Source organism: Trinickia sp. (assembly GCF_051953955.1).
Classification (GTDB): Bacteria; Pseudomonadota; Gammaproteobacteria; order Burkholderiales; family Burkholderiaceae; genus Trinickia.
On sequence record NZ_JBQCIF010000113.1, the window covers coordinates 47,499 to 73,379 of the forward strand.

Consider the following 25,881-nt stretch of genomic DNA (forward strand, 5'->3'; position numbering starts at 1 on the left):
TCACAACGACAAATCGCATTTTGTCGCGATCGTCTTGGTCATTCCGGTAACGCTCCGCTATCGACGGGCAACGGGCGACGATAATCGGTCGGGCGCGCGCCGGTCCATTTGCGGAAGGCGCGATGAAACGCGCTCGGTTCGGCGAATCCCACGTCGGCTGCGATGTCCGCGATCGTTCGCTCCCCGCTTTGCAACGCAGCAATGGCCAAATCGCGCCGCAACGCATCTTTGATCGACTGATAGGTCTCACCGTCGCGCTTGAGCTTGCGGCGCATCGTGGCCTCGGCGATGCGCAATTCGGCGGCCAGTTCGTCGGCGCCGGGCCATTCCGACACCGGACGGCCACGCAGCGCCCGCCGCACCCGTGCGGCGAGCGAATCGGGATTGCGGTATTTGACGATGAAGCTCGCCGGCGCATTGCGCAAAAAGGTCTTCAGCGATTTCGGCGTTTGAATGACCGGTAACGCCATGAAGGCAGGCGCGAGCTCGACATAAGATTCGCGTTCGCCAAAGCGTAAATCGTCGCAAAACATCGAGCGATACTCATGGCCCGCCGCCGGCTCCGCACAGCGAAAGCGGGCGGCACGGACAGGAATGCGGCGCCCCACGAGCCAGCACACCACGCCGTAGACGAGAATGAAGTGCGTCGCGTAGGCAAACATCGCCTTTTCACGCACGCCGTCGCGCAAGCGGTAGACGAGGCGCACGCGCTCGGCGGTGGCATCGACCTCCGCGGTCATGTCGTCGAGCACGAGCCGCATGAAGCCCGTGGCGCGCGCAATCGCCTGTGCCCCGTTACGCGCGGTGAGCGCCGCCTGGCACATGGCGATGAAGCTTCCGCTGCGCATCGGGTGCGAGTCCTGGCCGAAGAATTCATCGTCGAGCGCGCGGACGATCGCGCTCCACAGCGCGCCATACTGCGCCGAGGACACCCGCCCCTGCGGCGAAGCGATCAGCTGTGGCGAAATACCGGCTTGCTCGAGGATCGGCACCGGATCGACGCCGCGGCGCTCGACGCAGCGCACCGCCTCCTCGACGAGACTGACCGCGATGGTCCCTTTTTCTTTATCCATGAATCGTTCCAAGCCTGGGATAGGGCTGCGGCAAATGCCGAACGGGCCGAATGCCGAATGCCGGCGCATCGGCGGCCGCCGGCCCGGGCCTGCGACGCACCCCTGGCTGCGGTGGCAAATGCGCTCATGACGATTGAGCGGTGCGAGCATCGAAAGCCGCGGCGGCCCTGCCTACACTTCGACGCGTGAACGGCACGCCGATCCGGCGCGCCATTTTGACCGATTTGACCGATTTCGCCTATTTGCGCCGCCATGGATGAGCTCTACACCGACGAACAACGCATGATCCGCGATACCGCACGGCAGTTCGCGACCGAATGCCTGGCGCCGCACGCGGCCGAGTGGGACCGCGACGGCGCGTTGCCCGCGCAGATCGTCCGCCAGATGGGCGAGCTCGGGTTGCTCGGCATGATGGTTCCGGCCGAGCTCGGCGGCACCTATACCGATTACGTCGCCTACGCCCTGGCCCTCGAGGAAATCGCGGCCGGCTGCGCCGCGTGCGCGACGATGATGAGCGTGCACAACTCGGTCGGCTGCGGGCCGATCCTCAAGTTCGGCACTGCGGCGCAACAAGCGCGTTGGCTCGGCGAACTCGCGCTCGGCAAGACGATCGGCGCGTTTTGCCTGACCGAGCCGCACGCCGGCTCGGAGGCCAACAATCTGAGAACGCGGGCCGTGCTTCGAGACGGGCGCTGGGTCATCAACGGCAGCAAGCAATTCGTGACGAACGGCGGCCGCGCCGGGGTGGCCATCGTCTTCGCCGTCACCGATCCCGAACTCGGCAAGCGCGGGCTGTCCGCTTTCATCGTGCCGACCGATACGCCGGGATTCACGGTCGGCCGGCCGGAGAACAAGCTCGGCATTCGTGCATCGGATACCTGCCCGATCACGCTCGAAGACTGCGCCGTGCCCGAGGACCATTTGCTGGGCCCGCGCGGCGACGGGCTCAAGATCGCTTTGTCGAACCTCGAAGGCGGCCGCATCGGCATTGCGGCCCAGGCCGTCGGCATTGCCCGGGCCGCGTTCGACGCGGCGCGCGCGTATGCCGGCGAACGCATCCAGTTCGGCAAGGCCATCAAAGAGCATCAAGCGATCGCGCATATGCTCGCCGACATGGCCACGCACCTGAACGCGGCCCGGCTGCTCGTCCATCACGCAGCCCGCTTGCGCAGCGCGGGCAAGCCTTGCCTGTCCGAGGCGTCGCAAGCGAAGCTCTATGCGTCGGAGATCGCGGAGGACGTCTGCTCGAAGGCCATCCAGGTTCACGGCGGGTACGGTTATCTGGCCGACTACCCAGTCGAGCGCCATTACCGCGACGCGCGCATCACGCAGATCTACGAAGGCACCAGCGAAGTTCAGCGCATGGTCATCGCGCGCCACCTCTGAGGCCGGGCAATCAGCCCTCGGCCGGCCCGGCCGGGGGGCTGGCGGGACCGACGCAACCGCTCGGCGTTCAAGCCGCCCGCAAGGGGCTCGGCCCGGCTCCGCGGCTCGTAATATTCCGTTGCAGACTCGACCCACCGCTTTTAAGAATGGCTTAAGGTGCCGCCGCCAACATCTGGCCGCAGCTATTTGCGATGGAGGCCGGCCCGATGACTGACCCGAACGAACTCACCCCGCCGCGCAAGGCGCGCACTATGCTGCGCCGCATCCTAAGCCATCACGAGCTCGCCACGTTGCTGCTCTTGCTCCACTCGCCCATCGACGTCTCCGCCAAACCGGAGATTCCGATGCTGCAGGAAGCCGGGCTCGTGGAATCCGTCACGCTCGAATCGGGCGCCACCCGCTTTCAATTGACCGAGGACGGCAACGCCGTCCTGCGCGGGCTCGGCGTGAGCTGAATGCCTCCGCCCGGCGCAGCCCCGGCCGCCATCCCGGCCCGCTCGCCGGTACCGCTTGCCCGGCGGGTGGCAAATGCGCTCACGCAAAGTGAGCGGCTTGAGCATCGAAAGCGGCTCGCCCGCTGCCTACACTTCGACGCGTAGCACACCGGCATGAGCAGCCAATGATCGGCCATGCCGGCCGCGCGGTGCATCGCGCTCGCGGGTTGGGTCTATAACTAGGTAACTAGGGAACCGCAACCTCACTAGAAAACGCGCCGGGCCAGCCAAGCCTCCCGACTTTGCACGCACCGAGCGCGGCGTAGGCTTCAGGAGACATCGATGAACGCATCACAGCGCTTTCTAGCCGCGCGCGATTTCCTATTGCGCCATCGGTCGGACTACGACCATGCCTATCGCCATTTCGCCTGGCCCATGCTCGACGAATTCAATTGGGCCATCGACTACTTCGACGAAATCGCCCGCGGCAACGACGCACCGGCGCTGTGGCTCGTCGATGCCGGCAGCGGCGAACAAACCCGGCTCTCGTTCGCGCAGATGTCGGAACGCTCGTCGCGCATCGCCAATCATTTGCGCGAGCTCGGTGTCGGCCGCGGCGACCGCATCTTGCTCATGCTGCCGAACCGCGTCGAACTATGGGATGCCATGCTCGCCGCGATCAAGCTCGGCGCGGTCTTGATGCCCGCCACGACGCAATTGTCCGCCGACGATCTGCGCGAACGGATCGACATCGGCCAGCCGAAGTTCGCGATCGTCGATTCCGCCGAATGCGGCAAGTTCGAAGCGGCCGGCGCGGCGCTCGTCAAGATCGCCGTCGGCGCTCGAGCCGACACTGCGATGGCCGGCTGGCACCGCTTGGAAGACGGCTATGCCGCTTCGCCCGAATTCGAGCCGGGGGCCGCGACGCCCGCGCGCGATCCGCTGCTGCTCTATTTCACGTCGGGCACGACCTCCAAACCGAAACTCGTCGAGCACACGCACGAGAGCTACCCCGTCGGCAGCTTGTCGACGATGTATTGGATCGGGCTGCAGCCGGGCGACGTTCATTGGAACATCAGTTCGCCGGGCTGGGCGAAGCATGCATGGAGTTGCTTCTTCGGGCCGTGGAACGCGCAGGCGTGCGTCTTCGTGCTCAATTACGCGCGCTTCGATGCCAAGACCGTGCTCGATACGCTGACGCGCCACGGCATCACGACGTTGTGCGCCCCGCCGACCGTCTGGCGCATGCTCGTGCAGGAGCCGCTCGCGTCGCATGCCGTCTCGCTGCGCGAGATCGTAGGGGCGGGAGAACCGTTGAACCCGGAGATCATCGAACGCGTGAAAACGGCGTGGGGCATCACGATCCGCGACGGCTACGGCCAAACCGAAACGACGTGCCAAATCGGCAATTCTCCGGGACAAACGGTCGTCCCGGGCTCGATGGGGCGCCCGATGCCAGGCTACCGCGTCGTGCTCGTCGATCCCGACGGGCATTCCGCGGAGGAAGGCGAAATCGCCCTATGGCTCGGCCCGCCGCCCGACGATACGGCCGAACCCTGCGAGCGCCCGCTCGGCCTGATGACACGCTACGCGAACAACGCCGACGCAACGGCACACGTGATGCGCGACGGCCGCTATCACACGTCGGACGTCGCCATGCGGCGCGCCGACGGCTACTACGTTTACATCGGCCGGGCCGACGACGTCTTCAAATCCTCGGACTATCGCTTGAGCCCATTCGAACTCGAAAGCGCGCTGATCGAACACGAAGCGGTGGCCGAAGCCGCCGTCGTGCCCAGCCCCGACCCGCTGCGGTTATCCGTCCCGAAAGCCTATGTGATGCTGCGCCACGGCTATACGTTCGGCCCGGAGCTCGCGAAGAGCATCTTCGCGTTTTCGCGCGAGCGGCTCTCGCCGTACAAGCGAATCCGGCGCCTCGAAGCCTACGAGCTGCCCAAGACGATCTCGGGCAAGATCCGCCGCGTCGAGCTGCGCCGTCGCGAGATGGAGCGCGGCGATGCGAAGCAGCGGCTGGCCGGCGAGTATTGGGAAGACGACTTCCCCGATCTGCGATGACCGCGCAGCGCAAGCGAGAAGTCTGCTATTTCTTCGCAAGCCGAGCGCTGCCGGCTTGCTCGCATGCGGTGAGCCTCGGCCGCCGCGCATTCCCTTGAACCGAACCGGAGCCTATCGATGAGCGTATCTTCCGCCGCCGGCGCGACCTGCCCGACCGTCAAGCTGCTGATCAACGGAGAATTCGTCGAATCCACCTCGACCGAGTGGCGCGATATCGTCGATCCCGCCACTCAAGAAGTGCTGGCACGCGTGCCGTTCGCGACGCGCGCCGAAGTCGATGCCGCCGTCGGCGCCGCGCACGCGGCATTCGCGCAGTGGAAATCGACGTCGATCGGCACCCGTGCGCGGATCATGCTCAAGTATCAAGCGCTGATCCGCGAGCACATGCCGCGCATCGCGAAGATCCTGACGGCCGAGCAGGGCAAGACGCTGCCCGATGCGGAAGGCGACATTTTCCGCGGGCTCGAAGTCGTCGAGCATGCGGCGTCGATCGGCACGCTGCAACTCGGCGAATTCGCGGAGAACGTGGCGGGCGGCGTGGACACCTACACGCTGCGTCAGCCGATCGGAGTCTGCGCGGGCATCACGCCGTTCAATTTTCCCGCCATGATCCCGCTTTGGATGTTCCCGATGGCGATCGTCTGCGGCAATACGTTCGTGCTCAAGCCGTCCGAACAGGACCCGCTCTCGACGATGGCGCTCGTCGAGCTCGCGCTCGAAGCCGGTGTGCCGCGCGGCGTGCTCAACGTCGTCCACGGCGGCAAGGACGTCGTCGATGCCCTGTGCACGCACGAACACGTCAAAGCGGTGTCGTTCGTCGGCTCGACGGCCGTGGGCACCCACGTCTATACGCTTGCAAGCGAACACGGCAAGCGCGTGCAATCGATGATGGGCGCGAAGAACCACGCGATCGTCCTGCCCGACGCCCATCGCGAGCAAACGCTCGATGCGCTAGTCGGCGCGAGCTTCGGTGCGGCCGGCCAGCGCTGCATGGCGACGTCGGCCTTGGTGCTCGTCGGAGCGGCGCGCGAATGGCTGCCCGATCTCGTCGCGCGCGCGAAGGCGCTCAAAGTCAACGCGGGGATCGAGCCGAACACCGATCTCGGGCCACTCGTCTCGAAGTCCGCCAAGGACCGAGTGCAATCGCTGATCGCGAAAGGCGTCGAAGAGGGGGCAACGCTCGAGCTCGACGGACGCGGCGTGCGTGTGCCCGGTTACGAGCACGGCAACTTCATCGGCCCGACGATCTTCTCGGACGTGACCACCGACATGGCGATCTACCGCACGGAAATCTTCGGCCCCGTGCTCGTCGTGCTGAACGTCGCGACGCTCGACGAAGCCATCGCACTCGTGAACCGCAATCCGTTCGGCAACGGCGTCGGCCTCTTCACGCAAAGCGGCGCGGCGGCACGCAAGTTCCAAAGCGCGATCGACGTCGGCCAAGTCGGGATCAACATTCCGATTCCGGTGCCGGTCCCGTTCTTCAGTTTCACGGGTTCGCGCGGCTCGAAGCTCGGCGATCTGGGTCCGTACGGCAAGCAAGTCGTTCAGTTCTACACGCAGACGAAGACGGTTACGTCGCGCTGGTTCGACGATGCAACGTCCGCCGGCGGTGTCAACACGACGATCAGCCTGCGCTGAGCCGCCGTGCGATCGGCAACGGGCTGATCAGCCATCCGCATCCGCCATCCGCTTCCAACCGAATACGGAGACATTCCCCATGAAGATCGGATTCATCGGCCTCGGCAACATGGGCGCGCCGATGGCGCTCAATCTGCTCAAGCACGGTCATTCCCTGCAAGCGTTCGATCTGAACGAGGCCGCGCTGCGCGCGCTCGCGCAAGCCGGCGCAACGGCGTGCGCGTCGCCGAAGGCGGCTGTCCTCGATGCCGAGATCGTCATCACGATGCTGCCGGCCGCCGCGCACGTGCGCAGCGTGCTGACGGACGAGCAAGGCGTGCTGGCGGGCATGGCACCCGGCGCGGCCATCATCGATTCGAGCACGATCGATCCGGCCAGCGCGCAGGCTTTCGCCAAGCTTGCGGCCGAGCACGGCAACGCGTTCGTCGACGCCCCGGTCTCTGGCGGAACCGGCGGCGCTGCTGCCGGCACACTGACGTTCATGGTCGGCGCGAGCGAAACGCTGTTCGCCCGCGTCGAGCCGGTGCTCGGCGCGATGGGCAAGAACATCGTCCGGTGCGGCGATACGGGCATGGGACAAGTCGCGAAGATCTGCAACAACCTGCTGCTCGGCATCACGATGACGGGCGTGGCGGAGGCGATGTCGCTCGGCGCCGCCCTCGGCATCGACCCGAAGGTATTGGCCGGCATCATCAATACGTCGACGGGCCGATGCTGGAGCTCGGATGCCTACAACCCCTATCCGGGCATCGTCGAGACCGCGCCGGCGTCGCGCGGCTACGCCGGGGGCTTCGGCGCGGATCTCATGCTCAAGGACCTGGGCCTCGCGTCGGAGGCGGCCCGTGCTGCCAAGCAACCGATTTTTCTGGGAGCCGTGGCTCAGCAGCTCTATCAGGCAATGAGCGCCGGCGGCCAGGGCGGCCTCGATTTCTCCGCGATCATCTCGCTCTACCAACGCCAACGGCGCGCCCCGCAATGAGGAGCGGCGCGACGGCATACCGACATACCGAAACATCGATGAAGGGAGTCAAGCAATGAACGCACGTGTCGAACCCTCGCATGCCGCGGGCGACGGCGCATCGAGCGCCATGCAACCGGCCGAGGGGCGCGTGCTCTGTCACGTAGTCAACGGCGTCGCCATCCTCACGCTCGATCGGCCGCAAGCGCTGAACGCACTGTCGCATTCGATGGTGCGTGCGCTCGCCGAATGGATCGAGCGTTGCCGGGAGGACGACGCGATCGTCGCGGTGGTGCTGCGCGGCAGCGGCGAGAAAGGATTCTGTGCAGGCGGAGACGTGCGCGCGCTTTACCATGCGGCGACCGCGGGACGCATCGAAGGCGAGGACGGCTGGCGCGCGTTTTTCATCGACGAATACCGGCTCGACTTTGCGCTGCACGCGTTTCCGAAGCCGATCGTGGCGCTGGCCGACGGCATCACGATGGGCGGCGGCATGGGCCTCGCGCAGGCCGCGTCGCTGCGCGTGAGCACCGAGCGCAGCAAGATCGCGATGCCCGAGACGCGCATCGGCTTCGCGCCGGACGTCGGCGCAACGCGCTTTCTGAGCGTGATGCCGCCCGAACTGGCGCTGTACATGGGCCTCACGGGCGCCGTGCTCACGGGCGCAGACGCCGTGCGCTGCTCGCTCGCCGATGTCTGCGTTCCGAGCGAGTGGCTGCAAGGATTCGAAGCACGGCTCGCCGGCTTGCCGCCCGCTCAAGTGGGCAAGCGCCTGCGCGAAGCGTTCGTGCCGAGCGCGGCGCCGCTACCGCATGCGCCGATCGACGCCGTGCTGCCCGCGATCGAAAAGCACTTCGATGCACGGCTCGGCGTGGAACAAATGGCCGCCTCGTTGGCGGCGGCACTAATCTCGAATCCGCATCCGGAGTTGCGAGCGTGGCTGCAAACGGCGCTCGATGCGCTGCACGGCTATTCGCCGACGATGCTGCACGTCACGCGCGAGGCCATCGGGCGGGGGCGGCGCATCAGCTTGGCCGATGCCTACCGGATGGAGCTCGGCATCGTGTCGCGCGCGATCGAGGAAGGGGATTTTCGCGAGGGCGTGCGTGCCCATCTGATCGACAAGGACCGCTCGCCGCGCTGGCAGCCGGCCTCGCTGGCCGACGTGCGGCCCGAGCGTGTCGCGTACTTCTTGAGTTCGCCCTGGCCGCGCGCTCGGCATCCGCTCGCCGATCTCGGCGAACTGCCGCCGATCCGCGCATCGCAGTTGCCGTCGTGAGCGGCGTGCGGGCGTAAGCGGCGCCGTCAAACCGAAGCGATGAGCCCCATCGCGATCGCTTTGACGACGGCCTGCACCTTGTTGGTGGCGTTCAGCTTCAGCAGAACGTTATTGACGTGGAAATTGACGGTCCGCTCCGAGATATTGAGAATCTGGCCGATTTCGCACGCCGTCTTCCCTTCCCCGGTCCAGCAGAGCACTTCGCACTCGCGCGGCGTCAGCACGACGCCGGCTTCGGGTGCCAGCCGCGGCACGACGAATTCGCTCATCAGCGAGTGCGACAGATTGGCGAGCCAGCTCGCCTGCAGCGTCAATTCGTCGACCTCGGCAGGCGTGAGCCCATCGGCGGAACGCGCCATCGTCAGCAAACCATAGACGCCGTGCGCCGCCCAGCTCGACTGCGCGACGCCCACGCGCAAGCCGAAATCGCGCGCATCGCGCCAAAGCTGCGGCGCGTTCGGCGCTGCCTCGGGCCATAGGATCAGCCGCGAACTCGTCATCCCTTCGCGCACCGTGGGATCGACGTCGATGAAATGACTCTCCTGATAGTGCTTCATCCACCCGGACGGATAGGTATCGAAGATGGCGACGGCCGGGTTCGACACGGGCAGCGGCACACGGATGCCATAACAGCAGTACTCGAAGCCCATGCGCTTCGCGATCCCTGCGACCCGTTCGAACAGTTGGCGCTCGTCGGCCGCGGAGCTCAGTTGTTCGTAACTATCTTGCCAGCGCAACGGCAATTCCATGGATACCCCAAACTGTGAGAAACACGGGACGCCGGGCTGTCATTGTTGCCAGGTCCCACGAGTGCGACAGGCTGCTACAGTCCCGCGCATGAGACTTCCTTCCCCCTTGCTGCCCGCCCCCCATGCCGACGGCTACGTCCGGCTGCCCGAATGCGCGCTCGCCGAACTTCATCTCGTGCATGTCGATTCCGCGCTCGATCCCGCGTTGCTCGAGGAATTGCACGCAGAAGGAATCGACGCGAGCACCGCCGGCTACACGGAGTGGCAACGCACGCGCGGCCCCGGCTCGCCGTTCGTGACGCTCGGCTGGGACTGGTACGTCGACCCGGCCTCCGGCGCATTGCTCGTCGCTTGGGGCGACATCCGCAGCAACGTCATGTGCGTCGACCCGGGCGGAGCCGATCTCGGCATGGCACATACCGCGCAAGCATTGTTGCGGCGCGTCGCCGGGCTGAACTGGCCGAACACCGTCGCGCAAACAGCGCTTGCGCTCTGGGGCCAGCCGGCGGCCCGGGGTCCGACGCTGCAATAAGGCCATGCGGCAGTGCCGTATCGGCCACTGCGCACCCAATTCGTCTGCCAACTCATTCACAGGTGTCATTTATAAGCAAATCGTCGGCTCATTTCAATCTCATTATTTGATTCGTCCGACTTGCCAAGGCGCCCCATCCGCGTCGGCAGGGAGCGCCGCACCCGCTCGAGTCCTGTCAACGTTGACAGTTACCGCCCCTCCGGGCGCGCGCTGTAATGCCCTCATCCAAAATCGAAGCGAGGGATTTCATGCGGACATCCGTTCACGGCGACGGGGCGTTGCCCGAAGACCTCGATGCTGCGCTCGCGCACTATCGGCACCGAATCTTCATCGAACAGTTGGGATGGCGGCTGCCGTGCGCCGATGGCCGCTTCGAGCGCGACCAATACGATCGCGACGATACCGTCTACGTCGTCGCCCATGACGAATCCGGCTCCATTTGCGGTTGTGCGAGGTTATTGCCGACTACCGAGCCTTACTTGTTGCAAGAACTGTTTCCCACATTGCTGGCAGACGGCATCGAGCCGCCGAAGGCCGCGGCCGTCTGGGAGCTTTCGCGGTTCGCGGCGGGCACCTCGGATGGGATGGCCGGCGAAGACACCGGCGCATGGGCCGTGCGGCCGATGCTGGCCGCCGTCGTCGAGTGCGCGGCCAAGAGGGGCGTGCGCCAGTTGATCGGCGTGACGTTTCTCAGCATGGAGCGCCTGTTTCGCCGCATCGGCGTACACGCTCACCGGGCCGGCCCGGCCCAGCGCGTCGACGGCCGCATGGTCGTTGCTTGTTGGATCGATTTGGATGTCCAAACGCTGACGGCGCTCGGCGTCGATCCGTCCCTCCTTGCCCAGCAGGATTGCAACGCGCTTGCGCGGGCGGCATACGCCTGACCCGTAACCCTTGTCTGAACGAAGAACGATCGTGGATATCACCCAGGACGCCCCCGCCCCGCTTTGGACTGATGATTTTGCCGCGTGGGTGCGGTTGGCAGTGAAGTACGCCGGTCATACATCGGCGATGCCGCTGCTGCGGCTCGATCGGCACGGGCTGACCGTGGCCGTCCATGACGACGCCGATGCGCCGGTCATCGGCTTGCCCCAGCGCGCGGCGATCATCGGCGATGCCACGCCGCTTTGCGAGTTGAGGCTCGTCGCCCGGTCGATCGAGCGGGAAGAAGGGCGTCCGGCGACGGCCATTTTGGAGCCGTCGCGCGCCGACGACCACGCGTCGTTATGGCAAACGCTGCGTGCCTATCGCGCGCAATTGGGCGCCGCGCCGTCCGGCGAGCAACCGGCGCCGCTACCCGGTCCTGATTCGTCCGCGCCCGAATGGCGATATCGCGCATCGTGCGATGCCGCTTTCACGCTCGCAAACCATGACGACGCTTGCTTTTTTTCGCGTTGGCTCGACTATCACTTCGCCGAACTACGCGCACGAGCGAGGATGAACGATGTGGGAGGCGATCTGCGCGAGATCTTCATGCGCGTGGCGGATCAGGAGGTCGACGTTCGCTTCGTCTTTCACGCCGGCGCGCGCGCGGTGCGGACATCGAGCGAGCTGGCCTGCCGCTGGATCGCGGAACAAGCCGAGCACCAGTTGGGCATGACCGTCGAGCATTGGGTGCCCGGGACCATGCCCACCCGCAGCACTGCAGCCCATCTCAGCCTAGGCCGAAAGCCTTCCTCAGGCTTGCGTCCACGGGGCCGGCAGGCATGAACCGTCTGAGCTTGCTGAGCAAGGCGGCCTGCCCGCCCGGCGTGCGGCGCATGCGCCAATTGCCGAGCGCGGCTTCGACGATGGTTTTCGCCACGCCGTCGGGCGCGGGCGCGCCTTTGACGCTATCCACTACGGCACGCGATGCAAGGCCGCGCTCTCGATCGTACGCGGGGATCTTCGAACTCGCCTGCGGGGCGTTGACATCCAAATTGGTCCTCGTGAACGACGGCTGGACGAGCGTAACCCGAACACCGAACTGACGCACCTCATGGTCCAGGCTTTCGGTCAACCCCTCGACCGCGTGCTTGGACGCCGAATAGATTCCCATGTACGGCGCCGGCAGAAAACCGAGCACGGAGCTGACGTTGACGATCCGTCCGCTGCGCTGCGCCCGCATGTGAGGCAGCACCGCCTGCGCCGTCCGTAGGATGCTCAAGACATTGGTGTCGAACAGCGACGCGGCTTCGCTCGCCCCGGTTTCCTCCACCGCGCCGATCAAGCTCGTTCCGGCGTTGTTGACGAGCACGTCGATACGTCCGGCACGCTCGACAATCGATTGAATGCCGGCCTTGACGGATACATCGTCGCGCACGTCCATTTCGACCAGCTCGACACCGGGCAATGAAATCGCGTTGGCGATGCTGCGCACCGTTCCGAAAACGCGGCATCCTCGTTTGGCAAACGTCTGGGCGGCGGCGCGTCCGATGCCCGACGATACGCCCGTCACAACGACAACAGTGGGATTCGACATGATGGTTCCCCTCGTACGAGTCAATGGGTGGTGTTGTTAATTGGGCGCATCGAGTGCATCGCGCAGGCGCGGCTCGGAAGACCGCCGCCGTTCCTCTCCGCTATCGCTACCGCTTTCGCGCACATCAGCGGCGCTGCCGGGCCGGATCTTGAACCAGATCGAATACATCGCGGGCAAGAACACGAGCGTCAAAACCGTTCCTGCGAACGTGCCGCCGATCAGCGTGTATGCGAGCGTCCCCCAGAACACTGAATGCGTCAGCGGGATGAAGGCCAAGACCGCGGCCATGGCCGTGAGAATGACGGGCCGGGCGCGCTGCACCGTGGCCTCGACCACTGCGTGGAAAGGATCCAATCCTGCCAGCTTGTTCTGATGGATCTGCCCGATCAGGATCAGCGTGTTGCGCATCAGAATCCCGGAGAGCGCGATGAGGCCGACGAGCGCATTGATGCCGAAGGGCTGACGGAACAGGATCAGCGTCGGCACCACGCCGATCAAACCGAGCGGGCTCGTCATGAACACCATGACCATCGCCGAGATCGAGCGAGTCTGGAAAATGATGATGACGAGCGTGACCGCCAGCATGATCGGGAACAGCGGCAACATGGCCTTCGTCGCTTTGCCCGATTCCTCGATGGAGCCGGCCTGCTCGATCCGATAGCCCGCCGGCAACTTGGCGATAATCGGTTGCAGTTGCTTCGTCATCGCCGTCGACACATCGGGCGGCTGGAGATCGTCGGCGATGTCGCCGCGCACCGTAATCGTCGGAACGCGGTCGCGCCACCGCATGATCGGCTCTTCCATGCGCACGTCGACTTTGCCGATCTGCGACAGCGGGATGCGTTGCCCGCCCGCGCCCGCCAGCGTGAAATCGCCGATCTTCGCCGGGTCGAGGCGAACGTCGCCCGCCGAACGCGCGATCACCTGTACCGTTCGGATATCCTCGCGCACGGCTGTCACAGGCACGCCAGTCAGGAAAAACTGCAGTTGCTGCGCGACGGCGCTCGACGTCAATCCCACGGCTTGCAACCGATCCTGCTGCAACGTGAAATGCAGCGTGGGCTCTCGCGTTCCCCAATCGGTGTTGACCGTGCGCATCATCGAGCTCGCATCCAGCACGCGTTCGACTTGCGCAGCAATGCCGCGCAGCTTGTCGGGATCCGGGCCGGAGACACGATAGGCAACCGGGAACGGCGAGTACGGCCCGAATACGAGCTGCGTCACGCGCACGCGCGCTTCGGGCGCGAGGCCGTCGGCAACTGCTTGGCGCAGCCGCTGCTTCAGCGCATCGCGCTGCTCCTGGTTGTCCGTGCGCACCACTATCTTGGCAAACGACGGATCGGGCAATTCCGGCCCCATCGCCAGGTAAAAGCGCGGCGCACCTTGTCCGACGTAAGCGGTGACGATCTTGGCTTCCTTCTGCTTCGCCAGCCACGCCTCGACTTTCTGCGTAGCGGCGCTGGTTTGAGAGATGGACGTGCCATAGGGCATCTGCACCTCGACGAGCACTTCGGGGCGGTCGGAGATCGGGAAGAACTGCTTCTTGACCACCGCCATGCCGAGGATGGCCAACACGAAAAGACCGACGACAGAACCGGCGACGAGCCACTTGCGCGCAATCACGCGCGTGAGCAGTTGCCGGAAGCGGTTGTAGCGCGGCGTAGCGTAGATCGCGTCATGCCCGCCTTCCACCTTCTTGAAGTCGGGCAGCATCTTCACGCCCAAGTACGGCGTGAAAATCACCGCAACGAGCCACGACGCGATCAGCGCGATGCCGACGATCCAGAACATGTTGCTCGTGTATTCGCCCGCGGTGGAGCGCGCGAAACCATTGGGCATGAAGCCCACGGCCGTCACGAGCGTGCCCGACAGCATCGGTGCGGCCGTGTGGCTCCAGGCATAGGCGGAGGCGGCCACGCGGCTGTAGCCTTCCTCCATTTTCACCACCATCATTTCGATCGCGATGATGGCATCGTCCACCAGCAGGCCTAGCGCAAGGATCAAGGAGCCGAGCGTGATGCGATCGAAGTTCTTCCCCGTCGCGGCCATTACCACGAATACGACGGCCAGCGTCAGCGGCACGGCCGCTGCCACCACCAAACCCGCGCGCCATCCCATGCTCACGAAACTCACGAGCATCACCACGAGCAACGCGGCGAAGAACTTGAGCATGAACTCGTCGACGGCCGAGTGAATGTTGACGGCTTGATCGGTGACTTTCGTGAGGCTCATGCCGAGCGGCAGTTCGCCGTTGATCGCGCCGACCTCGCTGTCCAGCGCCTTGCCGAGATCGAGCCCGTTCCAGCCGTCTCGCATGACGATGCCGAGCAGCAGCGCAGGTGCGCCGTTGTTGCGAATCATGAAGGTGGCCGGATCTTCGTAGCCGCGCGTGACCGTGGCGATATCCGAGAGCTTGAGCGTGCGCCCTTGCGCGACGATCGGCGTGTCGCGAATCTTCTGGAGCTTGTCGAACGCGCCGTCGAGGCGAATGAACACCTCGGGCCCCTTCGTTTCGACGGAGCCGGCCGGCGTCAGGGCATTTTGACCATTGAGCGCGGCGAAGATGTCTTGCGGGCTGACGCCCAGCGTCGCCAAGCGGTCATGGGAAAACTGGACGTAGATGCGTTCCGCTTGCTCGCCGATGATGTTGACCTTCTTCACGCCGGGCACATGCAGCAGGCGTTGGCGTAACCTCTCGGCATCACGCACGAGCAAGCGCTGCGGCTCCCCCTTGGCCTTCAGCGCGAAGAGTGCAAACGTGACATCCGCATATTCGTCATTGACCATCGGCCCGATCACGCCGGCGGGGAGGTTGGCCGCTTCGTCGCTGATCTTCTTCCGCGCTTGGTAAAACTCCTCCTGCACTTCCGACGGCGGCGTGCTGTCGAGCAGCGTCAACGTCGTGAAAGCCAAACCGGGCCGCGTGTAGGTCTCGGTCCGGTCGTACCAGCGCAGCTCCTGCATGCGCTTTTCGATCTTTTCGGCGACCTGATCGTGCATTTCCTGCGCGGTGGCACCGGGCCACGCGGTTACGATCGTCATCACCTTGACCGTGAAAGCGGGATCTTCCGCGCGGCCCAGCTTGAAAAACGAAACGAGCCCGGCCAACGAAATCAGGCAGATCAGAAACAAGGTGATCGAGCGCTCGCGCACCGCAAGCGCCGACAGATTGAAGCGGCCTTCGCTCACGGGCGACCTCCCTCGGATGCGACGGCAACGCCCTGACCTGCCATCCGGACTTGCTCGCCGTCGCGCAACAGTTGGGCGCCCAGCGCAACGACACGCTCGCCTGGCTTCAGTTCGCCGGCGACGCGAGCACTATCGTCGTCCAAGTGCTCGACCGTCACGGGCCGCCACGAAACCTTGGCGGGCTCGCCGCCGATGACCCACACGCCAGGCCCCTTGCCGGTATCCAGCAACGCTCCGATCGGCACTTGCAGCCCGCCTTGCACGGACGAACGCGCATCGGGAAGCTGAATCGTCACGGTGGCGCCCAACGGCGCATCGGCCAATGCACCTTGCAGGACGTATCGCGCTTCATAGGTGCGTGTGCGCGGATCGGCCGCATCCGAGAGTTGGCGCAGCGTGGCCGGTACGCTCGCGCCGTCGCCGCCGAACAACGTGGCTTGCGCGACCGAACCGATGGCCGGACGCAACGTTTCCGGCAGCTGAATCACCGCTTCTCGACGCCCGGCATGGGCCAGGCGCACCACGGGCTGTCCCGCGGCGACGACTTGGCCCGGCTCGGCCAACGTTTCCATGACGACGCCATCACCGTCCGCCACGAGTTCGGCGTAACGCGTCGCGTTGTTCGCCACCTCGGCGTCCGCCTCGGCCGCGCGCAGCTGAGCTTGGGCCGCGTCAGACGCCGCTTTCGCCTGGTCATACGCCGAGGCCGAAATGGCGCCCGTGCCGCGCAGGTCGCGATAGCGCGCTTCATCTTGCGCCGTTTGCTGCGCGCGTGCGCGGGCGGCCGTGACCGCGTCCTGCCGGGCTTGCGCGGCGAGCTTCAGATCGACGGGGTCGATGCGCATGAGCGGCTGGCCGCGCTTGACGGTCTGGCCGGCATCGACGAGCCGCTCGAGCACCTTGCCGGAGACGCGAAAACCCAAATCGCTCTGCACGCGTGCGGCGACGGTTCCGGTGAAGGAGCGCGAGGCGGGGATTGCGCTCTGAACGATGGCGGTCCGCACCAGCGGCGCCTCGGTGCGCGGATCGGGTGGCGCCTTTGCACCGCACGCGGCTAGCGCAAGAGGCAATGCAGAGGCCACTAGAGAGGTAGCGAGGCGACGCCGGAGCATGAAAGACCCATTGACGGAGTGATCGGGGCTTTCATTATGTTTCTAGTGACCAATCTCGTCAATAGTCACGAACGAGATTTTTAGCACCGCCCCCTCCTACGGCGAGAGGCTCCGGAGTACGAGGCCCGCCAGTTGCGCTGGCGCGACTTCGGTGTAGTCGAAGCTGTGCTGCAGCAGCAGAGGATTCAGATAGGGGCGTATGACGAGATAAATGCCCATCGCCGCTTCGTCGAGCGGCGTTTTGCGCTCGAAGTCGCCGCTTTGCCGCCCTTCGTTCAAGACATCGTGAATCAGCGCCTGCACGCGCGCTTCGTAGGCGAGCACCGCTTGCCAGCGCTCCGTGGCGGCGGAAGCCGCGATCTCGTAGAGCTTCCGGTCCTTGAAGAACAAACGAAGGCTCGCTTCGATGTACACCTTGAACATGCGCCGGACCTTCTCCGGAGGCTGATCGGTCTGGGCAAGCGCCGATTTCACGTCGGCTTCGATCTCGCGCAGGCAATTCGCGCAAATCATCTCGCCGATCGCTTGCTTCGACTCGAAGAATTTGTAGATGTAGGCCTTGGAGAAACCGATGGCCTTCGCGAGATCGGAGACCGTCGTCTTCTCATAGCCGTATCGGCTGAAGTGTTCGGTGGCGGCGGTGACGATTTGGTCGCGCACCTCGTGATCGGCGGGGCCGCGCGCCGATACCGGATAAGTCGCTGCTTTTTTCATGGGCTCAAGCTTACCGCCAGTTTTTCCTATAGACAACTAGTGACTATTTGGTATTATAGTCACTCGCACAGCCCACTCGTTGAACCGACGCCATGCCGCTCAAACCCCTTTTTCCTCTGCTGATCGCCGCGAGCCTCATGACAGGCTGCGCGGTCGGCCCCGACTACGTGCGCCCCGAGGTCGGGATGCCGCAACGGTTTCAAGACCAAGCCCAGGTCGAGCAACGGCAGGCTAGCGCCGCGGCGGATCTCACTACTTGGTGGACCGGATTCGACGATCCGCAGCTGACACGGTTCGTGACGCTCGCGCTAGCTCAAAACCTCGACCTTGCGCAGGCGGGCGCGCGCGGGGGTCAGGCGCGGGCGGGGCTCGGCGCGGCCACCGCGGCGCTGCTGCCATCCGGCAGCGTCACCGCGCAGGGCGCCCGGGCTTACCAATCCATCGAAACGCCGCTGGGCCGCGTGTTGAATTCGACGCCCGGCTTCGATCGCTACGGCAATGATTACGAGGTGAATTTCAACGCGAGCTGGGAGCTCGACCTATTCGGAGGTTTGCGCCGCGGGCGCGAAGCGGCGCTCGCGGAGTATCAGGCGTCGGAAGCGGGGGCTATCGCCACGCGCTTGGCCGTGGCTGCGCAAACCGCCGATATCTACATCACGATTCGCGGGTTGCAAGCTCGGCTCGACGTTGCCCGCAAACAGGTCAAGACACAGCAGGACTTGCTCTCGACCATCAACCTTCTCTATGGCAAAGGACTCGCGGCCGATCTTCAGGTGAGCCAGGCCGAGGGCGCGCTGGCGCAGGTTCAGGCGTCCGTGCCCGTGCTCGAGGCAGGCCTAGATGCGGCGATGAACGCACTCGACGTCATGCTGGGCTCGCAGCCCGGCACGCATCGAGCGGAAATCGAGCAAGCCAGCGCGATTCCGATCGCGCCGCGGATCGCCGTCACGGGAACGCCCGGAGACTTGCTCAGACGCCGGCCCGACCTTATCGTCGCGGAGCGTCGCCTCGCGGCGTCGAACGCGCGCATCGGCGAGGCGATTGCCGAGTATTACCCGAAACTGTCGCTCAGCGGACTCCTCGGCAGTGCAACCTCGATCGCAAGCGGCAACCTCTTCACGAGCGGCGCCAATCAGGCCGCCGGCGTGCTCGGACTGCGCTGGCGCCTGTTCGATTTCGGTCGCATCGACGCGCAGATCGAGCAGGCGAAAGGCGAGAAAGCCGAGAGGCTCGCCGCATATCGGCTCGCGGCATTGCATGCCACGGAAGATGTCGAAAACGCGTTCTCGGCACTCGTCAAACATGAGCAGCAAGCAGCGGTGCTGACCCGCGGAGTGGACTCGCTCGGCCGCGCACGAGCCGCTTCGTTCGCGGCCTATCAAAAAGGCGCCGTCAGCCTGATCGAGGTCTTGAACGCCGATGAAAATCTGCTGCGTGCATCCGACGAGCGCGTGCAGGCGCAGACGGAATCGGCGCGTGCGGCGGTGGCGGCGTTCAAGGCATTGGGGGGCGGTTGGGAGCCTCATGAAGCCGAAGCTGCGCGTTCGCGCTCGCGTTCAACTGCAGCCAACGCGAGCCCCGCGAGCGCGCAAGCGGGGACGGCCAACGCCCAGAATCCCGCATAGCGGAACCCAACCGCGCCTGCTGCCGCGCCGATCGCGAATGCCGCATAGCCGGCAACATTTTCTCGAAGCGGGCACGATGGCGACACCTCGAAGTGGGAGGGTTGAGGCGGGAGCTTGGACCCTAGTGAGCCTGAATCGTCCTCAGCGTTTCGGAAGGACGCATGCCGAACAGCCTGCGATAGTCGGTGGCAAACTGGCTCAGATGCCAGAAGCCCCACGCCGCAGCGATATCCTGCACGGTGCGCTCGCCCGGCACCGCACGGCACAGTTCGCGACGCACGCCGTTCAGGCGGATCGCACGCAGGTAGCTCGCCGGCGCGATACCGAGCACGTCCTGAAAGCAGTACTGCAGCGTGCGGCGGCTAACGTGCAGATGTTCGCAAAGCTCCGGTACGCCAACGGGACGGTCGCGATTGGCCAGCACATAGTCGCGCGCTTCGGCAACGATCCACTGTCTGCGCGGACGCGCCGGAACGGCAAGCGTCTCGAACGCGCTCGTTTCACGCAAATCGAACAGCGAACACAGCACCGACGTTTGAAGATTGCGCCTCGCGCGCGAGGCCAGTGCGAGGCCCGACGTCTCGTCGAGCGCACCATACAATAGCGCACGGAATTGCGCCTTTTTCCGCGCATCGGCAGGGATGAGGCCCTTCGTCTGCGCCGCCCGCCCGACGAGCTCCGCGTGCTCGATGAATGCGGCATGCCGATGCAGCGCTTCACTCTTCACCACCACGCCGAAAATGGCGTAGCGGCCCGGCGTGAGCAACTCGAACTCGATGCCGCCACGCTTGAACGCGAGCCGGTCGCTGCCGATCGGATGCGAGTCGATGCGGCCCGTGCCGTCATCGTCTACGGGCATGCCGAACCAGTACGCATCCGTCGGCACCACGCATGTCTGCCGCAACGTCTGGCTCGTCGTCTCGCAAAATACGTGCATGTCGTCGAGTTGCAAACCCGTCAGCTTCCCGACGAAGCGCCCCGCCGTGAGTTGGTCGTATGTCTGCGTCCACCCATGGAGATTGCGCGCCTGCTCGTCGGCATCGTGCGCGATGCTTGTCTGGACGCGGCAAGTGGCCGCGGACGGGATCGAAGAAGAACCGGTCGTCATATGGGGCGTGCACCTGCACGTAACATGGAAGCGACTAGCTGAACGCCTTGCAAGTCTCATGCCGAATGGGGTGCCCGAGCCCCGCGTTGCGGACTGGGCACTGCCGCTTCACGCCGGCTTCGAAGCGCCGGTTATGACCGTTTCCGCTGCCGGCGCTTGAAGCAACGCGTCGCTATCGTCCTTGAGGCCCACCCCTGTCAGCCGAAGACTGCGCGCCTGCGTGAGCAGATAGTGCAGCTTGCGCGCCGCCGCTTCATAGTCGAGACCTTCCGGACGCACATTGGAGATGCAGTTGCGCTGCGCATCGGTGCACCCCACTTTCGGCGCGTACGTCAGATAGATGCCGAGGCTATCCGGCGAACTGAGTCCGGGTCTTTCGCCGATCAGCATGACGACGAGGTTCGCCTTCAACGATTCGCCGATCTCGTCGCCCAAAGCGACGCGCGACTGGCGCGCAACCACGACCGGGCCGATCGTCCAGCCGCTGAGCCGCTTCGCAATGGCCTGCAGGAAGGGAATCGATTGCTTCGACGCGGCGAACGCCGATAAGCCGTCCGCAATCACGAACACCACATTGGGCGCCTCGTCGGATACGAAACCGCGCAGCGCCTCGCGACTTTCATCCGACAACCGGCGGCCCAAGTCCGGACGACGCAAATAATGCGTACGGTCCGGCGCGGCGCTACGCACGTCGAGCGACGAGAAGCCCAATGCGCGCAGCTGTCGATGCAAGGTATCCGCATCGAGAGGATGATGCACGGCATCGCGCGCCTGCGCATGGGCAAGATTGAAGGCCAAAAGCGGCGCGGTCGGCAAGCTATGGCCGGCGCGCCCCAGCGCGATGCGCGCATTCGTGAACGCGCGCAACGCCTGCCACGGGTTCTGTTCGATCGAATCACTCATGCGATGCCCATCCATTCGCTCGCGCTCTCGAGCAGCGGCTGACGCGTCGGCGCGTTGAGCAATGCGCCGCGGGCATCCGTGATCTGCATCGATTCCAGCCACGCCTCGAACTCCGGTGCACGACGCAACCCCAACACATCGCGCAGATACAGCGCATCGTGAAACGAAGTGCTTTGGTAATTGAGCATCACGTCATCGGCACCGGGGATTCCCATGATGAAGTTGACGCCTGCCACGCCGAGCAGCGTCAGCAGATTGTCCATGTCGTCCTGATCGGCTTCCGCGTGGTTCGTATAGCAAATGTCGCACCCCATCGGCACGCCAAGCAGCTTGCCGCAAAAGTGATCCTCGAGACCGGCTCGCGTGATCTGCTTGCCGTCGTACAGATACTCGGGGCCGATGAAGCCCACCACCGTGTTCGTCAGAAACGGATTGAACCGGCGCGCGACGGCATAGGCGCGCGCTTCGCACGTCTGCTGATCGACGCCGTGATGCGCATTCGCCGAGAGCGCACTGCCCTGCCCCGTTTCGAAGTACATCACGTTGTCGCCTACGGTACCGCGCTGGAGCGACAACGCTGCCTCATAGGCCTCTTGCAACAGCGACAGCGAGATGCCGAAGCCGGCGTTCGCCTTCTCGGTGCCCGCGATCGACTGAAAGACGAGATCGACGGGCGCGCCTTTCTCGATGGCGGCGATCGTGCTCGTCACGTGCGTCAGAACGCACGACTGCGTCGGTACGTCATAGCGCGTGCGAAAGTCGTCGATCATCACCAGCAGGCGCGTGATCGCAGATAGATTGTCGGAGGCGGGATTGACTCCGATCATGGCGTCGCCGCAACCGTACATCAAGCCATCGATCATCGAGGCCGCGATGCCCTTTACGTCATCCGTCGGATGATTCGGTTGCAAGCGAACGGACATGTGGCCCGACAGGCCTACCGTGTTGCGAAAGCGCGTGACGACGGGCCGCTTGCGGGCTGCCGTCACCAAATCCTGGTTGCGCATCAGCTTCGAGACGGCCGCGACCATCTCGGGCGTGAGCCCCTGCGTGACACGAACCAGGGCAGCCGTATCCGTCGAACCGGACAGCAGCCAGTTGCGAAATTCGCCGACCGTGAGGTGCGCGATCTCGGCGAACGCCTCGGGCGAATGCGTGTCGATGACGAGGCGCGTGACTTCGTCGCTCTCGTACGGAATCAGCGCTTCCTCGAGGAACGTGCGCAGCGGCACGTCCGCTAGCGCCATCTTCGCGGCGACGCGCTCCTCCTCGCTCGCCGCCGCGATGCCCGCGAGCTGATCGCCGGAACGCAGCGGACTCGCCTTTGCCATCAGCGTCTTCAAATCGGCGAAGCGGTAAGTGCGGTTGCCGATCGTCTCCGTGTAGCTCATTATCGTGCGCTCCATCGCCGCGGCTACCGCACGGCTCGTTGCCTGCCCGTCGGGGTTTCGCCTATGTCTTTGCTGCTGCGCCGGCGGGCGCCTACGGCCTACGCAGGCCGGTGCGATCACTCCTCGAGCAGTGCATCGGCGTACGCGACCGCCCGCTGACTGCCCGTCATCAGGAAGTAGCCATAGCCTAGCGCGACGAACGCCGCGAACACAATGGCGACGAGCAGATTGAAGTACACCATCGTCGCGAGCGAAATCAGCGCTGCCACGAGCGCGAACGCCGGAAAATAGGGAAACAGCGGCGCGCGGAACGGCCGCTCCATGTTGGGCTCGATGCGGCGCAGCTTGAAAAGGGCGAGCATGCTGATGATATACATCACGATGGCGCCGAAAACGGACATCGTCACTATATTGGCGGTAAGCGTCTGGCCGCCGAACTGGATCAGCTCGTCGCTGTAGATCGCCGCGATGCCGATCACGCCGCCCGCGAGAATCGCGCGGTGCGGTGTCTTGAACCGCGGATGGACTTTCGCCAGCCATTCCGGCAGGTAGCCCGCGCGGGCCAGTGCGAAGATTTGCCGCGAGTAGCCGAGGATAATGCCGTGGAACGACGCGACCAGGCCAAACAGTCCCAGCCAGACGAGCATGTGCATCCAGCCGCTGTTCGCGCCCACGATGTACTTCATCGCTTGCGGCAGCGGATCGTTGATGTTCGAGAGCTTCGTCCAATCGCCCGCGGCGCCCGCGAACACCATGACGCCGATGGCGAGCACGATGAGTGTGAGAATCCCCGTCACATAGGCGATAGGAATCGAGCGTTTCGGGTTCTTCGCTTCCTCGGCGGCCATCGCGACGCCTTCGATTGCGAGGAAGAACCAGATCGCGAACGGGATCGCGGCGAACATGCCGTGGACAGCGCCCATGCTCGGCATGTCGGAGCCGGCCCAGCCGCCCTTCGTGAAGTTCGCCCAGTGAAAACCAGGCGATACGACGCCCATGAACACCAGCAATTCGAAAATGGCGAGCAACGTGACGAAGAGTTCGAACGCCGCGGCGATCTGCACGCCGACGATGTTCAGCGCCATGAATACAATGTAGGCTCCCATGGCGGCGTGCTTCGGCTCGAGGCCAGGAAACTGTACGTGCAGGTACGCGCCAATGGCAAGCGCGATCGCAGGCGGCGCGAATACGAATTCGACGAGGGTCGCGGCGCCGGCGAGATAGCCGCCCGTCGGCCCGAACGCGTGGCGTGCGTAGGCGAACGGACCGCCGGCGTGAGGAATCGACGTCGTGAGCTCGGTGAAGCTGAAAATGAACGTCGTGTACATCGCTGCAATGAAGAGCGCGGTAATGACGAAGCCCAGCGTGCCTGCGCTTGCCCAACCGTAGCTCCAGCCGAAATATTCGCCGGAGATCACGAGGCCCACCGCGATTCCCCAAAGCTGCCAGGTACCGAGCGTCTGCTTCAGTTTCAGTTCATCATGCGTGACGGTGCCTGTGTGCTGGGTCTGCGGTGTCGTTGACTGTCGGTCCATCGGAGGCTCCCTGATCGTAGTGGCCACGCTCGTCGAGACCTGTTCAGGCCTGTTGCCGGCGGCATCTGGCGATGGTAGGAAGCCATTAATCGAGGCGTTATCGAAAATCGGCAAAGATGCGGGCTTACGCCGTGCCTGCCGACGAGGCGCCCCTACGAGGTTTAGCCATGCGCGACACCTTCCACTTCATCCTTGGCAGCGGCGAGGACCTGCCCCGGCTCCGCCGCCAGTCCGTCTGGGCGGAGCCTTGGGCACCACGGGCATGACCGTTCAGTGGTTGATGTGCTCCAGCGCGAGGCCGCGCGTGCGCGGTCCAAGTAGGATCATCGCAATGGCGATCAACATCGAGATACCGATAAAGGCCGCCACGCCCTGCACGCCGTAACCGTGCAGCAAAACGCCGATCGCAAGGCCGGCGAAGGCCGCGGAAAGGCGGCTCCACGAATACACGAAGCCGATCGCGCGAGCCCGTATCCGCGTCGGATACAGCTCGGCCTGATAACCGTGATAGGCGAACGACATCACGTTCGATGCCAGCGTGAACAGCACGCCGAGCGCAATCAGAACGACCGCCGATGACGCTTGCGAGAACAGCACGATCACGATGCCCATCGTCGACAGACTCACCACGATCTGCGTCTTGCGCTCGAGCTTGTCGGCGAACCATACGCCCAGCAGCGGCCCGAAGGGATTGGCCAGCGCGATCACGAACGCATAGGCGAGACTCGAGGTCACATGCACGCCGCGGCTCACGAGCAGCGTGGGCACCCAAGCGGCGAAGCCATAAAAACCGATGACTTGCGCCATGTTGAAGATCGACAGCGCCACGGTGCGCTTGAGATAGGGCGAACGAAGAACTTCGCCGAGCGATCCCCGCCCTGCTTTCTCCGGCTGCAACGGCTGCGGCGGCGGCAGCACGATGCCTTTCTCCGCCGCGACGCGCCGCTCGATGTCGCCGACGATTCGCTCCGCCTCTTCGATGCGGCCATGACGCGCGAGCCAGCGCGGGCTTTCAGGGATGGCCCGCCGCAGGAACCAGACTACGACCGCCCCGATCGAACCGATCAAGATCACGACACGCCAATAGTCGAGCCCCAGCGGTTGCGTGTCCTTCAGAACGTAGGCAAGAAAGGCCACGACCGGAACGGCGGAAAACGTAATGACTTGATTGACTGCGTAAGCTCGCCCGCGCTCACCGCTCGGAATGAGCTCCGAGATATAGGTATCGATCGTCACGAGCTCGATGCCGATGCCGATGCCTGCCGCGAAGCGCCAGAGGTTCAACCCGAGGCCCGTCGTCTGAAACGCCATGATCGTCGTGCAGATGACGTACCAGATCAACGACCAGGTGAAGACCTGCCGCCGCCCGCAGCGATCCGCGACCTGACCGAAGGCGAGCGCACCCACCCAGAGTCCCGCGAAGGTCGAAAAGACGAACGTGCCGAACCCGGCCACCTTGAACGAACCAAGCGCCGAAAAAAAGCCGAGCGATTCGGGCGCAAACAATCCGGAACGGACCATTCCCGGCGCGACGTATCCCGTGAAGAACAAGTCGTAGAACTCGAAGACGCCGCCGAGAGAGAGCAGAATCACCATGAGCCAAACGGTGCGCGACGGCGGCAATCGATCGAATCGCGCCGCGATTTCGGCCGACTTGATCAAGCAGCTCGCCTCTTGAGGCCGCGCGCCGGTATCGGCCACTGTACGATCGCGAT

The 25,881-nt window shown here is 64.7% G+C and carries 21 protein-coding genes; 10 read left to right on the top strand and 11 right to left on the bottom strand.

The genetic code is table 11. From position 1 onward, the window contains the following. Positions 1-38 precede the first annotated feature (38 nt). On the bottom strand, positions 39-1,073 hold the full coding sequence (locus tag ACTHNZ_RS20880) for an AraC family transcriptional regulator (protein WP_440544489.1): 1,035 nt from the start codon (positions 1,071-1,073) through the stop codon (positions 39-41). A gap of 252 nt (positions 1,074-1,325) precedes the next feature. Between ACTHNZ_RS20880 and ACTHNZ_RS20885 the strand changes: the two genes are divergently transcribed. The 6 genes from ACTHNZ_RS20885 to ACTHNZ_RS20910 all read left to right on the top strand — a co-directional run bounded on the left by ACTHNZ_RS20885 (position 1,326) and on the right by ACTHNZ_RS20910 (position 8,847). Further along, the gene (locus ACTHNZ_RS20885) at positions 1,326-2,459 is read left to right on the top strand and encodes an acyl-CoA dehydrogenase family protein (protein ID WP_440544490.1); all 1,134 of its coding nucleotides are present in this window, start codon (positions 1,326-1,328) and stop codon (positions 2,457-2,459) included. Between the two features lie 206 nt (positions 2,460-2,665). Further along, entirely contained in the window at positions 2,666-2,914 is a 249-nt protein-coding gene (locus ACTHNZ_RS20890) for a hypothetical protein (protein ID WP_440544491.1), read from the top strand. Between the two features lie 321 nt (positions 2,915-3,235). Further along, positions 3,236-4,969 (top strand): AMP-binding protein, encoded by a 1,734-nt coding sequence (locus ACTHNZ_RS20895; RefSeq protein ID WP_440544492.1) that lies wholly within the window; start codon positions 3,236-3,238, stop codon positions 4,967-4,969. Positions 4,970-5,086: 117 nt separating this feature from the next. Continuing rightward, the gene (locus tag ACTHNZ_RS20900) at positions 5,087-6,610 is read left to right on the top strand and encodes a CoA-acylating methylmalonate-semialdehyde dehydrogenase (protein ID WP_440544493.1); all 1,524 of its coding nucleotides are present in this window, start codon (positions 5,087-5,089) and stop codon (positions 6,608-6,610) included. Between the two features lie 79 nt (positions 6,611-6,689). Beyond that, positions 6,690-7,589, top strand: coding sequence for a 3-hydroxyisobutyrate dehydrogenase (gene mmsB / locus ACTHNZ_RS20905; protein ID WP_440544494.1), 900 nt, complete (start codon positions 6,690-6,692; stop codon positions 7,587-7,589). Between the two features lie 109 nt (positions 7,590-7,698). Next, the gene (locus ACTHNZ_RS20910; RefSeq protein ID WP_440544532.1) at positions 7,699-8,847 is read left to right on the top strand and encodes an enoyl-CoA hydratase/isomerase family protein; all 1,149 of its coding nucleotides are present in this window, start codon (positions 7,699-7,701) and stop codon (positions 8,845-8,847) included. A 26-nt stretch (positions 8,848-8,873) separates the two neighbouring features. On the opposite strand, the gene ACTHNZ_RS20915 is transcribed toward ACTHNZ_RS20910, so the two are convergent. After that, positions 8,874-9,590: an autoinducer binding domain-containing protein gene (locus ACTHNZ_RS20915; protein ID WP_440544533.1), complete on the bottom strand. Its 717-nt coding sequence runs from the start codon at positions 9,588-9,590 to the stop codon at positions 8,874-8,876. Positions 9,591-9,684: 94 nt separating this feature from the next. Between ACTHNZ_RS20915 and ACTHNZ_RS20920 the strand changes: the two genes are divergently transcribed. The 3 genes from ACTHNZ_RS20920 (at position 9,685) to ACTHNZ_RS20930 (ending at position 11,838) form a co-directional block, all read left to right on the top strand. After that, positions 9,685-10,128 (top strand): DUF4902 domain-containing protein, encoded by a 444-nt coding sequence (locus ACTHNZ_RS20920; protein WP_440544495.1) that lies wholly within the window; start codon positions 9,685-9,687, stop codon positions 10,126-10,128. A 248-nt stretch (positions 10,129-10,376) separates the two neighbouring features. Then, a complete protein-coding gene (locus ACTHNZ_RS20925; RefSeq protein ID WP_440544496.1) occupies positions 10,377-11,012 on the top strand; it encodes an acyl-homoserine-lactone synthase in 636 nt (211 codons plus the stop codon). A gap of 31 nt (positions 11,013-11,043) precedes the next feature. Continuing rightward, entirely contained in the window at positions 11,044-11,838 is a 795-nt protein-coding gene (locus ACTHNZ_RS20930) for a hypothetical protein (RefSeq protein WP_440544497.1), read from the top strand. Here the strand turns inward: ACTHNZ_RS20930 and ACTHNZ_RS20935 are convergent. The 4 genes from ACTHNZ_RS20935 to ACTHNZ_RS20950 form a co-directional block, all read right to left on the bottom strand. Then, entirely contained in the window at positions 11,783-12,589 is an 807-nt protein-coding gene (locus tag ACTHNZ_RS20935; RefSeq protein ID WP_440544498.1) for an oxidoreductase, read from the bottom strand. The two genes, ACTHNZ_RS20930 and ACTHNZ_RS20935, sit on opposite strands and share 56 nt — an antisense overlap. A gap of 36 nt (positions 12,590-12,625) precedes the next feature. Continuing rightward, positions 12,626-15,778, bottom strand: a complete 3,153-nt coding sequence (locus tag ACTHNZ_RS20940) for an efflux RND transporter permease subunit (protein WP_440544499.1) — start codon at positions 15,776-15,778, stop codon at positions 12,626-12,628. Next, positions 15,775-16,890 (bottom strand): efflux RND transporter periplasmic adaptor subunit, encoded by a 1,116-nt coding sequence (locus tag ACTHNZ_RS20945; protein ID WP_440544500.1) that lies wholly within the window; start codon positions 16,888-16,890, stop codon positions 15,775-15,777. Before ACTHNZ_RS20945 ends, ACTHNZ_RS20940 begins: the two co-directional genes overlap by 4 nt. Positions 16,891-16,986: 96 nt before the next feature. Next, complete coding sequence (locus ACTHNZ_RS20950) at positions 16,987-17,604, bottom strand: TetR/AcrR family transcriptional regulator (RefSeq protein WP_440544501.1); 618 nt, start codon at positions 17,602-17,604, stop codon at positions 16,987-16,989. Between the two features lie 92 nt (positions 17,605-17,696). Between ACTHNZ_RS20950 and ACTHNZ_RS20955 the strand changes: the two genes are divergently transcribed. Continuing rightward, entirely contained in the window at positions 17,697-19,229 is a 1,533-nt protein-coding gene (locus ACTHNZ_RS20955; protein ID WP_440544502.1) for an efflux transporter outer membrane subunit, read from the top strand. 121 nt (positions 19,230-19,350) lie between these two features. Here ACTHNZ_RS20955 and ACTHNZ_RS20960 read toward each other — a convergent pair whose 3' ends face one another. From ACTHNZ_RS20960 to ACTHNZ_RS20980, 5 genes are all read right to left on the bottom strand, one after another. Beyond that, on the bottom strand, positions 19,351-20,337 hold the full coding sequence (locus ACTHNZ_RS20960) for a helix-turn-helix domain-containing protein (protein ID WP_440544503.1): 987 nt from the start codon (positions 20,335-20,337) through the stop codon (positions 19,351-19,353). A gap of 108 nt (positions 20,338-20,445) precedes the next feature. Next, positions 20,446-21,240: an ethanolamine ammonia-lyase subunit EutC gene (gene eutC, locus ACTHNZ_RS20965; protein ID WP_440544504.1), complete on the bottom strand. Its 795-nt coding sequence runs from the start codon at positions 21,238-21,240 to the stop codon at positions 20,446-20,448. Next, entirely contained in the window at positions 21,237-22,631 is a 1,395-nt protein-coding gene (locus tag ACTHNZ_RS20970) for an ethanolamine ammonia-lyase subunit EutB (RefSeq protein ID WP_440544505.1), read from the bottom strand. Before ACTHNZ_RS20970 ends, eutC begins: the two co-directional genes overlap by 4 nt. 116 nt (positions 22,632-22,747) lie before the next feature. Continuing rightward, a complete protein-coding gene (gene eat / locus ACTHNZ_RS20975; RefSeq protein WP_440544506.1) occupies positions 22,748-24,166 on the bottom strand; it encodes an ethanolamine permease in 1,419 nt (472 codons plus the stop codon). Positions 24,167-24,436: 270 nt separating this feature from the next. Continuing rightward, on the bottom strand, positions 24,437-25,762 hold the full coding sequence (locus tag ACTHNZ_RS20980) for an MFS transporter (RefSeq protein WP_440544534.1): 1,326 nt from the start codon (positions 25,760-25,762) through the stop codon (positions 24,437-24,439). Positions 25,763-25,881 lie beyond the last annotated feature (119 nt).